Genomic DNA, 12,715 nt, shown 5'->3' with positions numbered 1-12,715 from the left:
CCGGCCGGGACGCCGCAGCAATCTTCAGACTTCAACGTTCGAGCTTCAGTTTTCGGACTTTGGATTTCAGTCTTTGACTTTCGGCCTTTAGTTTTCGGTCTTTAGTTTTCGGTCCATGGGCCGCTCGCTGGTCGAGTTGGGGTCTCGCACAAGCTTGCGCCTGTAGACCGGCCTGCAAATCGACAAGAATTCGCCTGGGTGGACCGTTAGGAGCGGTCCTCTTGGTGATTCTTGCTCAGTTGAATCTTCCGTCAGGACCGGGGATTTGGCCTCGCCTGACGTCATGGGCCCAATTGATGGCGGACGACAGAATTGAACTCTTTGTCGGGCTGATCGAGTCCATTGACACGCCGGGCGCGGTCGAGGCGTGCCGGCGTCTGCTCTCGGTCGACGAACGGGCCCGGGCCGATCGATTCATGTTCGAGCGGCACCGGCGGCAATACATCTTCGCACACGCCATGTTGCGCCTCGCGCTATCGCAGGTCGCGCGCAACGTCGCGCCCTCCGACTGGTCCTTTGCCGCGGGCCGCTATGGGCGGCCGTTTGTCGCAGCGCCGGTCAGCTCGGCCGCGCTGCATTTCAGCCTGTCGCATGCCGACGGATGCGTTGCCTGCGTGGTCTCGCGGCATGAGGCCGTCGGCGTCGACGTCGAAGCCGTGTCGCGGCGCGTCGCCCCGCTGTCCACCGCGCTCCGCTTCTTTGCGCCGGAGGAAGTCGAAACGCTGCGCGGCCTGCCCGAGCCCGCGGCCATCGAGCGCTTCTTCGACTATTGGACGCTCAAGGAGGCCTATCTGAAGGCCAGGGGCTTTGGGCTCAATTTGCCGCTCGACGCCTTCGCGATGCAGGTGTCGGGCGAGGCCATCGAGATCAGCTTCAAGCCCGACATCGCCGACGATCCGGACGGCTGGCGCTTCTCGCTGTGCTCCCCATCGCCCTCGCATCGCCTCGCGATCGCCGACGGCTCCCGTGCGGACGGCGGCCTTCCCATCAGCCGCCATGCCTGGCCGCTCCAGCAAGCGGCTGAATGATGCCGCCGCGGCTGCGCATCTTTCCGGCGATTTCACGCAACCGCGATCCCAAGGCCTATGTCGGCGAGTTGATGCGCGTGGCCCGGTTCGCCGACCGCAACGGCTTCGAAGGCATCCTGCTGTTCGAAGGCAATGACGTGTTCGTCGAGCCCTGGGCGATGGCCCAGCATATCATGGCAGGGACGACGCGAAGCTCGCCCCTGATCGCCGTCAATCCGGTCTACATGCACCCGTTCACGGTCGCGAAATTCGTCTCGTCCTTCGCGCAGCTCTACGGCCGCAAGGTCTATCTCAACATGATCACGGGGACGGCGATCAGCGACTTGCAGGGACTGGGCGACGACCAGTCCCATGCCGATCGTTACGTTCGGCTCGGCGAATACGTCGCGCTGATGCGCCAGTTGCTGGCAAGCCCGCGACCGGTGAATTTCGCGGGCCGGTTCTACCGCGCCAGCAATCTGCAACTTCGTCCGCGCCTGCCCGCGGAGCTGATGCCGGAGTTCCTGATCGCCGGCCAATCCGAGGCGGCCCAGCGCGTCGCGAAGGAGACCGGCTGCATCAAGATGCAGATGCTGCCGCCCGACCTCGACCGCGGGCTCGACGCGGCAGGCGTGAACTTTGGAATTTTCGCGCGCGAGTGGCGCGACGAGGCTCGGCAGGCCGCAAAGGCGCGCTTCCGCGACAATCAAGATGATCGCGAGCTGCTCGCGCTCACGGTGGAGAACAGCGACTCCGTGTGGAAGCGGCAGCTCTATGAGCGGCAAAGCGGCGAGCTTCAGGACAACGGCTACTGGCTGCTGCCGTTCCTGACCTTCCAGGCCGACTGCCCGTATCTCGTCGGCAGCTACGAAGAGATCGGCGCGAAGCTGAAGCAGTTTTCGGCGAAGGGCCTGACCACAATCATGCTGGACATGGTCGCCGACGAGTCCGAGATGCAGCACGTCTGCAAGGCGCTCGCGGCGAGCGGGATGTTTTGAGCTCTCGCTTCACCTGCCGAATCCTGCGCATCGTCATGGGCGGGCTCGTCCCGGCCATCCACGCATCGCCGCATTGACCAGAGAACGTGGATGCCCGGGACAAGCCCGGGCATGACGACCTTCATTGAGGGCGGAGGGGTGATTTCCCGACCGCATGCACGGGGAGAGGCGGACGCCTTACCGCGCCTCTTCGAATCCTGCCAGCACCGAAGTCAGATTCGCGCCGAGGATATCCGAGAGATAACCGCCCTCCTGCACGAACACGGTCGGCAGGCCCATCCTCGCGATGGCCTGGCCGATGCGGCGGAAGCCGGGCGTGGTGACGGCCAGTCCCTTCAGTGGATCGTGCTCGGAGGCATCGAGACCGAGCGCGATGACGAGGGCGCCCGGCGCAAACGACTCGATCGCCTTGCGCGCGAGGTCCAGCGCCTGGATGTAGCCGTCATCGCCGGTGCCGATGGCGAGGGGAATGTTGAGATTGGTGCCGAGACCGGGGCCTTCCCCACGCTCATGCGCGTAGCCCCACACGTAGGGATAATACGCGACGGGGTCGGCATGGATCGAGATCGTGTAGACGTCGGGCCGGGCGTAAAAAATGCCTTGCGTGCCGTTGCCGTGATGGACATCGACGTCGAGGATCACGACACGCTCGTGCTTCTGCCGCAGATGCGCGGCAGCGATCGCGCTGTTGTTGAGGAAGCAGAAGCCGCCGGCCATGTCGCGATAGGCGTGATGGCCGGGCGGACGGCACAGCGCGTAGGTCGTGTCCTCGCCGTCCATCACCATCTGCGCCGCCGTGACTGCGACATCGGTCGCGGCACAGGCGGCCGCCCACGTGCCCGGCCCGATCGGCGCCGCGGTGTCGGCGGTATGCCAGCCGAGCTTGCCGACGATGTGTGTGGGATAGGTCGCGGCATGGCGCACCGGATGGATGTTGCCGATCATCTCCGGGCCGGAATCGCCGAGCGCCGTCCAGGCGTCCCAGGCTTCGCTCAGGAACGACAGATATTCCGGACTGTGAACGCGCGCGCGCGGCCCCTGCCCGAACCTGGTCGGCTCGACCAGCTGATGCTTGCCGTCCTTCAATCCCTTGAGCAGGCGGTCGGCGCGCTCGGGCTGCTCGGTGGTGCGCTTGACGACACCGCGAACCAGGAAGAATTGCGGATCGTGGCTGCGGTGCAGCTCGGTATGGACGGCTTTCACTCGAAAACTCCGTGGTCGCATGCTCTTAAGGGGTGCCACAGATGTCTTGATGCCTGCGACCGCCCGATGCAAGCAAGAAGAATGCCGCATCTATCGCGCGGCTCTGCGCCGGAAGCAGATCGCCCGTGACGCTCAGCAACGCCCGCGCTGGAGGCAGTGCTCGCGCCCCTGCTGGTCGGTGCGGAAGGACTCGATATAGCCACCCTGGCGCTGGGTGACGAAGACGGTCTTGCCGTCGCTGCCGCCGAAGGCGAGGTTGGTCGGCTCCTTGCCCTTCAGCGCGATCTCCCGCTCGACGGCGCCACTGGGTTTCATCAGCGCGATCGTGCCTTTGAGAATGCGCGCGACATAGAGACGGCCGGCAACGTCGGTGCGCAGACCGTCGACGGTGTCGGGCTGAAACGACTTGACGAGTCTTGCGCCGGTGAGCTCGTTGCCGCTGATCGCATAGGACCAGATCTGGCCGCTGCTGGATTCGCCGACATAGAGCGTCTTGCCGTCCGGGCTGAGATCGATGCCGTTGGTGGTGCCCATCGCGCGCGGCGCAGCCATGATTTGGCCCTGCACCGTACCGTCGGCTCCCTTCGCGATGCGCCAGACGTATCCTTGGCGGCCCTTCCAGTTCGGATCGCTCGCATAAATCGTGCCGTCGCGGGCGATGGTGATGTCGTTGGGCTGGTTCATCTCCTCGGAGTGAAACCAGACGGCCGGCCTGGTCGCGCCCTTCGGGATCGCGAGGATATTGTGCTTCTTGTAGTCGGCAATGAACATGGTGCCGTTCCGATCGAAACGGATGGCGTTGCCGACACTGCCTTCGGGAAGCACGGTGAACGGCTCCGACGCCGCGCCGCCGGCCGGCAGCCTGCCGATGGTGCCGGGCTTGCCGAGATTGACCACGTAGAGGTTGCCGTCGATGTCGGCGGCGGGCCCTTCGATGCCGAACGTGTATTCTCCCGCAGGCGTCGCCTGCACGCTTTCGAACAGCCTGGTCTCGGCCCGGGCGGACGCGGTCGCAATGACGAGAAGAACGCTACCGCACAGGCACCAGAAATTCCTGCCGGATGTAATAGCCATCGCCGTCGGTGCACTCGCCGTTCAGATAGGGATCGGCCGGCCGGAAGAATCGGCTGAAGCCAGGTTTGTCTACAGCGCTCCTTTGTGTCACGACGACGACCTTGGCGGCCGGTATTTCGCCGCATTCCTTGTTCGTCCTGCCGTAGAACTTGCGCTGCGGCGGACCCGACTTGATCCGCATCCGCGTGCCCGGAACCATGTTCGCGACGAGAAAATCCGCCGCATCCAGCAGACGTTTGTAGCCGGGCTCGGTCTTCGGCAGGCTCTCGCCGCCCGGCGGCATCAGCTTCTCCGCGCCCAGGCCGCGCAGGCGCGTGCGCAGCTTGCCGGCGTCGGGATCGCCCGGATAGATCCAGCCGTCTTGCGACAGCATGAAGCGCAGCACGGCCCCGTCCCTCTCCGTCTCCGCTTGACCCGGCGCCAGACCGAAATCGGAGTGACAGCCGACACAATGCTTCTCGACGAGGCCCTTGCGCAGCGTGGTGAGCCGGGCGCTGTTCTGCGTGTCCCTGGCGACGAAGGCCGCGAGCCGGTCGATCATGGCCTGGCTGCGCATGTCGCAGGGCAGCGGCTGAGGCGCATCGCCCGTGGCGCGATCAATGCGGATCACGGTCTTGTTCTTGTCTTCGACCAGCCAGATCGCGCCGTCCTCGGCAACCGTCATGCCGACCGGCGCACCTTGCGGCCGCGCGCCATTGACGCGGTGCCAACCTGCAATCAGCTCCTGGAACGGCGCAGCGGCGACCTCGCCGGCATCGGTCTGGAAGCTGCGGGTCGGGTCGGCTGCGCAACTCACCTGATAGCGCACCGGCGCCGGGGCAGGTTTGGGGAAGCCGTGATCGTCGACGTCATAGACGAGCAGGCGGCTGCCGGTCGGGCGATAGCCGTGCAGGCCGACCAGCAGCTTGCCTTCGAGTTCCGGGAATTTGCCGCCGTGATAGTACAGCATCGCGAGCGGCGCGCCGTGCGGCGGCAGCAGCGAGAACGGCGCCTTGTAGAGCGCATTGGCCGTGCAGAGCGATTTATAAATCCCCGATTGCAGCACGAGCCTGAATTCGGGACTCGGCGTCGACAGGTCGTAGCAATAGGGCCAGCCATAGTGCCGGCCCTGCTCGATCGCGTTGATCTCCTCGTTCGGCTTGAAGATGTCAGGCAGATCGCGACCATTCTCGCCCTGCAGGAAGGCGTAGCCGGCGTCCGGGAACATCGGGTGCAGCACCAGCGCCATCGAATTGCGCAGGCCGCGCGCATAGACGGTGTGCGGCGGGTCGGGATCGTTCGGCTTCAATGCCGGAAAGACGCCGCCTGCCGGCGGCGTGAAGAGCCAGATCGATGCCAGCGCGGAGGCGCCTTCGGCGGGCGCACAGGGCTTTATGATCGGCGAGGGTGTGACGCAGTCGTCGCTGTGCGAGCCGACATTGACGAACAGCCGGCCGGTCCTGTCGAACACGAACTGCTTGAGCGGGTGCGCGCTCTCGTCGAGCCTGGTGCCATCCGGCAGCGTGATCCGCCGGCCGGGCATGTGACGGATGATGGTCTCCACCGTGCTCGGTGGATTCTCCGCAAGCGGATCGAACCGGAAGATCGTCTCCGCGGTCGAGGCGTAGAGCTTCTTCTGCGGGCCGATGACGAGGCCGAACGGATACTCGATTCCGGTCAGCAGCTCCTTGAAACGCTGGTCCTGTCGCGCGTGCGGGTCGAGCAGCAGCAGCCGTCCATCGGCATGACCCCAGCCGCCCATGTCGGCCACGACGAACAGGTCGCGTCCGGGCACCTGGACGATCGAACGCGGAAATTTGAGATGATCCTCTTCGCTGGCGACGAGCCCGGCGCAGAATCCCGCCTTCATGTCGATCTGGATTCTGGAAAAAGCGAGATCGCCGCTGCCGCAAATGTCCGTGCCGATCGCATAGCCGCTCTTCCTGATCGGTTCGGAAGAAGCCGGCGCTGAGGCGAGCAGCGCTCCGGCGACGGCCGCCGCAAACACGCGCAAGCTTCGGCGTTCGCTCAGGAATGTGAACTGGTTCACGGTGCCCCCGACTTTCCCGGAAAACTTGTTCCATGTCGCCGGAACGCCGTCCAGTTGATCATCACCCGCCTGTGATGAAACCTGTAGCGGCTTCCGCGGCGACCAACCTCCGTAGATTCCCTTACCGGGCTCGGCCCGAATGTTTCGCGAATGCCTGGGGTGGTATCGATATGCCATCCCAATCGCTTTCTACAGGAGGCGTTCATGGTCCAGGTCTATTTTCACTGCTCCAACACCGAGGGCACGCTGATCGACCGCTACGGGGCCGTCGTCGCCAATCTGACCGAGGCGCGCGACCGCGCCGCCCAGATCATGAACTCGATGATCCAGACGCCCGGTGCCGAAGACTGGCGCGACTGGGTCATCCATATCAGCGACGATGACGGCGAGGAGATTTTCGATCTCCCGTTCACCGCCATTCTCGGCAAGCCGCATTGAGGTGATGCCATGTTGCTGTCGTCACTGAACCTGCTCCGCCAGCCCCTGACCTTCGTCACCACCAAATGGCAGACGCTGATCCGCGTCGCGGGCAACCCCTACCGCCCCGAGCTGCACTACATGCGCGGGCCCGGCCCGAAATGGCACGCCAAGCATCAGGCGAGCCGGCTGGACCGCTCGCTGTGAGCACCGTCCACTGCTTTCCTAGAACAGATCGTTCTCTCCACTCGTCATGCCCGGGCTTGTACCGGGTATCCACGTCTTGGCCACCACGAAGGAACGTGGATGGCCGGGACAAGCCCGGCCATGATGAGCCCCGGGGAAGCGCTTCCCTACCTCACCGCCCCGTAAACTTCGCCTTGCGCTTCTCGATGAAGGCATTGCGGCCTTCGATGGCGTCCGCGCTCTTGCGGATCGTGGCCTGAAGTTCGATCTCGCGGCGGAACTGCGCCTCGTAGGTCGCATGCTCGCTCTCCTCGACCAGCGCGCGCGTTGTCACCAAGGCGCGCGTCGGTCCCTCGGCGAGGCGGCGGGCGAGACCCAACGCCTCGTCCATCAGCTTGGCATCATCGACGACCTGCCGCACCAGGCCGATCTCCTGGGCGCGGTCCGCCGTCAGCGGCTCGTTCAGCAGCATAAGCTCGAGCGCGCGCTGCCGGCCGACCAGCCGCGGCAGCAGCCAGGTCGAGCCGAGATCGGGCACCAGCGCGATGCGGCTGAACACCTGGATGAAGCTCGCCGACCGCGCCGCGACGATCATGTCGCCGGCCATCGCCAGACTGAAGCCGCCGCCGGCCGCCACGCCATTGACGGCGACCACGACGGGCACGCGGCACTCGCGCAAGGCGTTGAAGGCCGGCCAGTAGAAGCGCATGACGCCGGCGGCGATATCCTCGCCGAGCGCCTCTGAAGCCTTCAGGTTCTGGCCCGAGCAGAAGCCGCGCCCGGCCCCGGTCAGGATGAGGGCGCGGACGTCCTCGTCCTTCGTCATCTCGGCGAGGGCGGCGGCGAGCGCGCCGAGCAGGTCCGGCGTCATTGCGTTCAGGCTCGCCGGCTCGTCGAGGGTCAAGATCCCGACCGCGCCATCCCGCGCCTGTTTCACACCAGCCATGTCGCTCCTCCCTTTTGATGTTCTCGTTGGCCGCAATGTGCCATGGTCCGCGCGCTCCGCCAATTGCGGAGCCTCGCATTCAACGCAGCCACGCAAGACGGCTGACGCAAGACCACCGAATCCAGAGATCAAGACGACATCATGCCTCATCAGTTCAGCCTCAACCAAACCGTCCGCAAACCTGCCGTCACATCCAAGGGCGGCATCGTCGCCTCGCAATCGCGACGGGCAGCTGAAGTCGGGGCGCAGGTGCTGGCCGCGGGTGGCGACTGCGTCGACGCGATCGTCGCGACCACTTTTGCCCTGAATGTGCTGGAGCCCTGGAATAGCGGTATCGGCGGCGGTGGTGCGATGGTGCTCTACCGTGCCAAGGAGAATCGCACCGAGGTGATCGACTACGGCATGTGCGCGCCGCAGAGCCTGCGCGCCGCCGACTATCCACTCAGTGGCGAAGGCGCGGCGTCCGACCTGTTTCCCTGGTCGCGGGTGAAGGATGATCGCAACATCCATGGTCCCGGCTCGATTGCCGTCCCCGGCGTCGTTGCCGGAATGGAAGAGGCGCATCGGCGCTACGCAAAGATGCCGTGGAAGGATCTGGTCGCGCCGGCTGCCGCGCTCGCCGGCGAAGGCCTGCTGGTCGATTGGTGGACCACGGTGACGATCGCCGGCTCGGCCGCCGATCTCAGGCGCTATCCGGCCAGCGCAGCGGCGTACCTGAAGAACGGCCTGCCGCCGAGCGCGCCATGGGGCATCAAGTCCGAGACGCGGCTGCCGCAGGACTCGCTGAAGGCGACGCTGTCGCATCTCGCCGAAGCCGGACCGCGCGACTTCTACCAGGGCGATCTCGCCAGGAGCCTCGCTTCCGACATCAAGGCCGACGGCGGTTCGTTGTCCGTGGAGGATCTCGCCGCCTTCCGTGCCCACCCGCGCGCGCCGCTGGCGATCCCCTATCGCGACGGCAAGGTGTACGCGACGCCTGAGCTCACGGCCGGGCCCACCATGGCGCACGCGCTGCGCCTGTTGCAGCAGAGCCTGAAGCCGGCAAGCGCGCCGGATGCGGCCGCCTATGTCGAATATGCACTCGCCTTGCAAGCAGCCTTCCGCGAGCGGCTCAAGGACATGGGCGATGCCGACGGCAAGCGCTCGCTCGGCGCCGAATATCTGGCGCCGGCCTGTACCACGCATTTCTCGGTGGTCGACCGACACGGCAACATCGCCGCGGTGACGCAGACGCTGCTCTCGTCGTTCGGCTCGCGATATGTGACACCGCATACCGGTATCACCATGAACAACGGCATCATGTGGTTCGATCCGACGCCGGGCACCACCAACTCGCTGGCACCCGGCAAGCGCTGCCTTTGCAACTACACGCCCGTCATCGCCGAGACGAAGGATGGCAAGCGCCTCGCCGTCGGTGCCTCCGGCGGCCGCCGCATCCTGCCGTCGGTGATGCAGCTCGTGTCCTTTGCGATGGATTACGGCATGGACCTCGACGCTGCCATCCATCAGCCGCGCATTGACGCCAGCGAGGGCGCGATCGTGATCGGCGACGCCCGCCTGCCGGCGGACGTACGCAAGACGCTCGCCGCGCGCTTCGACTATGAAGAGAGTCGCGTGCAGACGTTGCCGCAGAAATTCGCCTGCCCGAGCGTTGTGATGCGCGAGGGCGACACGAATTTTGGCGCGGTCGAGATCTTTCAGCCCTGGGCCGACGCGGTGACGGAAGGCTGAACGCGCGGATCGATGCAAGATCGTGCCAGCGCGCGTTGTGCGCTCGCACGATTGCGTATCTCCGCGAGCGTCACGACTCCTCCGCATTTGCAGGCAACCTAGCTGCGCGCGGTTCGTTCACTGAACGGACAAATGCGCTCGCCCCACTGGAGGACACGATGAAGAAACTTGCGCTCGCCGCGTCGCTGATCGTTGCGGCCGGCCTTACGTTTGCCGGCCCCGCGGCTGCAAAGGGTGGACACGGCCATGGACATGGTCACGGCCACGGCCGAGCAATGGGCCATCATTATCATGGCACGCCGCCTGGATGGCACCACGGACGCAAGGTTGGCTGGCGCGGCATGGGGTGTCCGCCCGGCCTGTGGAAACAGGGCCGCTGCTGACGCCCGCTCTGCAACTCCTGCAAGGCGTCGCCCGAAACCGGGCGGCGCCTTTCTTCAAATGCCGAGCCGGTCCCGCACGCGGCCCGCAATCACTGCGGTCGTCACGCCGACCGGCCAGAATGCGTGCATCGGGATCGGCTTGATGCCGGTGATCGGCATGTCGATTTCCACCTTCGGCCCGCCGATCAGCCGGCGCGCGAGCTGCGCGCCCATCGCGGTCGAGAGCGCGACGCCACGACCGTTGCAGCCGAGCGAGATCAGCACGCTCTCCGCGGGCTCGTGCACGTGCGGATAATGATCCTTGGTGATGGCGAGCCGGCTGTTCCAGCCATGGGTCCAGGAAGCGCCCTTGAGCTGCGGCCAAAGCCGCTCGGCATAACGGATGAGATAGGCGACGTCATACGGCGACTTGATCCAGCGCATCGGGCCGCGGCCGCCCATCAAGAGACGGTTCTGCTGGTCGATGCGGTAGTAGACGGTGATGTGGCCGCTCTCGTAGAGGACGGGACGCGTCGGCATGATCGAACGGGCGACCTCGTCGGAGAGCGGCGCGGTGGCGGCGATCGAGGAGAACACCGGCACGATGGTGCGGCGGAGCGCCGGCCAGAGATCGTCGGTGAAGCCGTTGGTGGCGAGCAGCACCTTTTCCGCGTGCACCACCGCGCGCGGCGTCTCGATGCGCCAGCGCGTGCCGTCGCGGCGCAGCGACAATGCCGGTGTCTCGCCAAAGACCTTTGCGCCGGCGGAGATGGCCGCGCGCGCGAGGCCGCGCGCGTAACTGAGGGGATGCAGATCGCCGCCGCGCGCGTCCAGCATGGCGCCAATGTAGCGGTCGGTGCCGGTCATCTCGCGGAGCTGCTCGCGGTTCAGATATTGAACCGGCATGCCACGGCGGATGCATTGCTGCGCGGTCCTCTCGATCGCCGCAGCGCTCGCCTCGTGATAGGCCGCGCGCAGCGTCCCGTTCTGCCGCGCCTCGCAAGGAATTTGATAACGGCGGATCAGCTCATGCGTGAAGTTCGTGGTGCCGTAGGCGAACTCGATCATGCGGCGACCGAGGTCCGCGCCGAAATCGGCTTCGATCTGATCGGGGTCGTGCTTCAGCCCGGGATTGGTGTGGCCGCCATTGTTGCCGGACGCGCCCCAGCCCGGCTCCTGCGCCTCCAGCACCAGCGCCTCGACGCCCTGCTCGGCGAGATGCAACGCGGTGGAGAGGCCGGTGTAGCCGCCGCCGATGATCGCGACCGAGACGCTCTTGTCGACGTCGAGCGGCGGCGTGGCCACCGGTGCGACGGCGGTGTCGGCATAGAGCGAGGGCGGCAAAGGCAGACGCGTCATGGCGAAGACCGATCAGAGCGGATGCAGCACGCGGCGCAGGAAATCCTGCGTGCGCGGGTGCTGGGGTTGGTTGAGCAGCGCCTTGGCCGGCCCCTGCTCGACGATGACGCCGCCGTCGATGAACAGCACGCGGTCGGCGACGTCGCGGGCAAAGCCCATCTCGTGGGTGACGACGACCATGGTCATGCCGTCGTCGGCGAGCTTGCGCATGACGCCGAGCACGTCGCCGACGAGCTCGGGATCGAGCGCCGAGGTCGGCTCGTCGAACAGGATGGCCTTGGGCTGCATCGCGAGCGCCCGCGCGATCGCAACGCGCTGCTGCTGGCCGCCGGAGAGCTGCGGCGGATGCGCATCGGCCTTTTCCGCGAGCCCGACCTGGGCGAGCAGCGTTCGGCCGCGCTCGAGCGCCTGCGCGCGCTGCTCTTTCTTCACATAGAGCGGTCCCTCGACCACGTTCTCCAGCGCCGTGCGGTGTGGGAACAGATTGAAGCGCTGAAACACCATCGAGACCTGGGTGCGGATGTCCACGATCGACGGCGCGTCGCGGTCGACCTTCAGCCCTTCGACGCTGATCTCGCCGCGGTCATAGCTCTCCAGTCCGTTGATGCAGCGCAGGATGGTGGACTTGCCGGAGCCGGAGGGGCCGATGATGCAGACCACCTCGCCCTTCTGGACGGAGGCCGTGATGCCCTTGAGCACCTCGACCTTGCCAAAGCTCTTGTGGACGTCGCTCAGCTCGATCATCGCTTGCCGGCCCGCTTCTCGAAGTGACGGACCAGCAGGATCAGCGGGATGCTCATGGTGAGATACATCAGCGCCACGAGCGTGAATACGCTGGTGTTCTTGAAGGTCGAGGACGCGATCAGCTTGCCTTGCAGCGCGAGCTCGGCGACCGTGATGGTCGAGGCCTGCGAAGAGTCCTTCAGCATCATGATCATGACGTTGCCGTAGGGCGGCAGCACGATGCGCACGGCCTGCGGCAGCACCACGCGGCGCATGGTGAGCCACCAGCCCATGCCGATCGACTGCGCCGCCTCGATCTGGCCCTTGTCGATCGCCTCGATGCCGGCGCGGAAATTCTCGGCCTGGTAGGCCGAATAGGCGATGCCGAGCCCGAGGATCGCGGCCTGCAAGGCAGACAGCGTGACGCCGAGATCGGGCATCACGAAGTAAAGGTAGAACAACAGCACGATGATCGGGATGCCGCGGATCACGTTGATCAGGCTGGCGCTGAGCATCGACAGCGCCTTGATGCCGGAGACCCGCATCATCGCCCAGACGAGGCCGAGCACCGTCGAGAGTAGCAGCGAGCCGATCGTGACGACGATCGTCAGCGCGACGCCGTTCATCAGGATCGGGAAGAACTCGACGGCGTCGTGCCAGAAGCCTTTCATCGGGCAGCC

13 protein-coding genes are annotated in these 12,715 nt (G+C 65.8%); 6 read left to right on the top strand and 7 right to left on the bottom strand.

All coding sequences use genetic code 11. The annotated features are described in order from the left end of the window. Positions 1 to 296: 296 nt before the first annotated feature. A complete protein-coding gene (locus ABIA42_RS03025; RefSeq protein WP_370115616.1) occupies positions 297 to 1,028 on the top strand; it encodes a 4'-phosphopantetheinyl transferase superfamily protein in 732 nt (243 codons plus the stop codon). Further along, positions 1,025 to 2,005: an LLM class flavin-dependent oxidoreductase gene (locus ABIA42_RS03020; RefSeq protein ID WP_370115618.1), complete on the top strand. Its 981-nt coding sequence runs from the start codon at positions 1,025 to 1,027 to the stop codon at positions 2,003 to 2,005. Before ABIA42_RS03025 ends, ABIA42_RS03020 begins: the two co-directional genes overlap by 4 nt. Before the next feature lie 177 nt (positions 2,006 to 2,182). Here ABIA42_RS03020 and ABIA42_RS03015 read toward each other — a convergent pair whose 3' ends face one another. The 3 genes from ABIA42_RS03015 to ABIA42_RS03005 all read right to left on the bottom strand — a co-directional run bounded on the left by ABIA42_RS03015 (position 2,183) and on the right by ABIA42_RS03005 (position 6,311). Further along, positions 2,183 to 3,208, bottom strand: coding sequence for a histone deacetylase family protein (locus ABIA42_RS03015; RefSeq protein WP_370115620.1), 1,026 nt, complete (start codon positions 3,206 to 3,208; stop codon positions 2,183 to 2,185). A gap of 132 nt (positions 3,209 to 3,340) precedes the next feature. Continuing rightward, positions 3,341 to 4,282: an SMP-30/gluconolactonase/LRE family protein gene (locus ABIA42_RS03010; protein ID WP_370115622.1), complete on the bottom strand. Its 942-nt coding sequence runs from the start codon at positions 4,280 to 4,282 to the stop codon at positions 3,341 to 3,343. Continuing rightward, positions 4,239 to 6,311 carry a sorbosone dehydrogenase family protein gene (locus ABIA42_RS03005; RefSeq protein WP_370115624.1) on the bottom strand — a complete coding sequence of 691 codons (2,073 nt, stop codon included), beginning with the start codon at positions 6,309 to 6,311 and terminating at the stop codon, positions 4,239 to 4,241. The genes ABIA42_RS03010 and ABIA42_RS03005 overlap by 44 nt, the downstream gene beginning before the upstream one ends. A 204-nt stretch (positions 6,312 to 6,515) precedes the next feature. Here ABIA42_RS03005 and ABIA42_RS03000 point away from each other — a divergent pair, with 204 nt between their 5' ends. Both ABIA42_RS03000 and ABIA42_RS02995 read left to right on the top strand, forming a co-directional pair. Next, positions 6,516 to 6,749: a hypothetical protein gene (locus ABIA42_RS03000; RefSeq protein WP_028180145.1), complete on the top strand. Its 234-nt coding sequence runs from the start codon at positions 6,516 to 6,518 to the stop codon at positions 6,747 to 6,749. A 9-nt stretch (positions 6,750 to 6,758) separates the two neighbouring features. Then, the gene (locus ABIA42_RS02995; protein ID WP_271526875.1) at positions 6,759 to 6,935 is read left to right on the top strand and encodes a hypothetical protein; all 177 of its coding nucleotides are present in this window, start codon (positions 6,759 to 6,761) and stop codon (positions 6,933 to 6,935) included. Positions 6,936 to 7,086: 151 nt separating this feature from the next. Here ABIA42_RS02995 and ABIA42_RS02990 read toward each other — a convergent pair whose 3' ends face one another. After that, the gene (locus ABIA42_RS02990; RefSeq protein ID WP_370115626.1) at positions 7,087 to 7,860 is read right to left on the bottom strand and encodes an enoyl-CoA hydratase-related protein; all 774 of its coding nucleotides are present in this window, start codon (positions 7,858 to 7,860) and stop codon (positions 7,087 to 7,089) included. Between the two features lie 141 nt (positions 7,861 to 8,001). On the opposite strand from ABIA42_RS02990, the gene ABIA42_RS02985 reads away from it, so the two are divergent. Together ABIA42_RS02985 and ABIA42_RS02980 are read left to right on the top strand one after the other, a co-directional pair. Further along, the gene (locus tag ABIA42_RS02985) at positions 8,002 to 9,591 is read left to right on the top strand and encodes a gamma-glutamyltransferase family protein (RefSeq protein ID WP_370115628.1); all 1,590 of its coding nucleotides are present in this window, start codon (positions 8,002 to 8,004) and stop codon (positions 9,589 to 9,591) included. Between the two features lie 158 nt (positions 9,592 to 9,749). Further along, the gene (locus ABIA42_RS02980) at positions 9,750 to 9,974 is read left to right on the top strand and encodes a hypothetical protein (protein WP_370115630.1); all 225 of its coding nucleotides are present in this window, start codon (positions 9,750 to 9,752) and stop codon (positions 9,972 to 9,974) included. Between the two features lie 54 nt (positions 9,975 to 10,028). Here the strand turns inward: ABIA42_RS02980 and ABIA42_RS02975 are convergent, their stop codons facing one another. Genes ABIA42_RS02975 through ABIA42_RS02965 form a run of 3 tightly spaced genes read right to left on the bottom strand, consistent with a single transcriptional unit; the run spans position 10,029 to position 12,706 of the window. Beyond that, on the bottom strand, positions 10,029 to 11,312 hold the full coding sequence (locus tag ABIA42_RS02975) for an NAD(P)/FAD-dependent oxidoreductase (RefSeq protein ID WP_370115632.1): 1,284 nt from the start codon (positions 11,310 to 11,312) through the stop codon (positions 10,029 to 10,031). 12 nt (positions 11,313 to 11,324) lie between these two features. Beyond that, complete coding sequence (locus ABIA42_RS02970) at positions 11,325 to 12,056, bottom strand: amino acid ABC transporter ATP-binding protein (RefSeq protein WP_271526879.1); 732 nt, start codon at positions 12,054 to 12,056, stop codon at positions 11,325 to 11,327. After that, positions 12,053 to 12,706 (bottom strand): amino acid ABC transporter permease, encoded by a 654-nt coding sequence (locus ABIA42_RS02965; protein ID WP_061879382.1) that lies wholly within the window; start codon positions 12,704 to 12,706, stop codon positions 12,053 to 12,055. Before ABIA42_RS02965 ends, ABIA42_RS02970 begins: the two co-directional genes overlap by 4 nt. Positions 12,707 to 12,715: the final 9 nt, after the last annotated feature.

It is taken from the genome of Bradyrhizobium sp. USDA 327, assembly GCF_041262065.1.
GTDB classification, from domain to species: domain Bacteria; phylum Pseudomonadota; class Alphaproteobacteria; order Rhizobiales; family Xanthobacteraceae; genus Bradyrhizobium; species Bradyrhizobium liaoningense.
This window is presented reverse-complemented; position numbering and strand designations above follow the sequence as displayed.

Excerpts from the sequence above, each read along its gene's own strand:
- ABIA42_RS02985 (WP_370115628.1), top strand. The coding sequence starts at position 8,002 with ATGCCTCATCAGTTCAGCCTCAACCAAACCGTCCGCAAACCTGCCGTC.
- ABIA42_RS03020 (WP_370115618.1), top strand. The coding sequence starts at position 1,025 with ATGATGCCGCCGCGGCTGCGCATCTTTCCGGCGATTTCACGCAACCGC.
- ABIA42_RS03025 (WP_370115616.1), top strand. The coding sequence starts at position 297 with ATGGCGGACGACAGAATTGAACTCTTTGTCGGGCTGATCGAGTCCATT.
- ABIA42_RS02970 (WP_271526879.1), bottom strand. The coding sequence starts at position 12,056 with ATGATCGAGCTGAGCGACGTCCACAAGAGCTTTGGCAAGGTCGAGGTG.
- ABIA42_RS02980 (WP_370115630.1), top strand. The coding sequence starts at position 9,750 with ATGAAGAAACTTGCGCTCGCCGCGTCGCTGATCGTTGCGGCCGGCCTT.
- ABIA42_RS02995 (WP_271526875.1), top strand. The coding sequence starts at position 6,759 with ATGTTGCTGTCGTCACTGAACCTGCTCCGCCAGCCCCTGACCTTCGTC.
- ABIA42_RS02975 (WP_370115632.1), bottom strand. The coding sequence starts at position 11,312 with ATGACGCGTCTGCCTTTGCCGCCCTCGCTCTATGCCGACACCGCCGTC.
- ABIA42_RS03010 (WP_370115622.1), bottom strand. The coding sequence starts at position 4,282 with ATGGCTATTACATCCGGCAGGAATTTCTGGTGCCTGTGCGGTAGCGTT.
- ABIA42_RS02990 (WP_370115626.1), bottom strand. The coding sequence starts at position 7,860 with ATGGCTGGTGTGAAACAGGCGCGGGATGGCGCGGTCGGGATCTTGACC.
- ABIA42_RS03000 (WP_028180145.1), top strand. The coding sequence starts at position 6,516 with ATGGTCCAGGTCTATTTTCACTGCTCCAACACCGAGGGCACGCTGATC.
- ABIA42_RS02965 (WP_061879382.1), bottom strand. The coding sequence starts at position 12,706 with ATGAAAGGCTTCTGGCACGACGCCGTCGAGTTCTTCCCGATCCTGATG.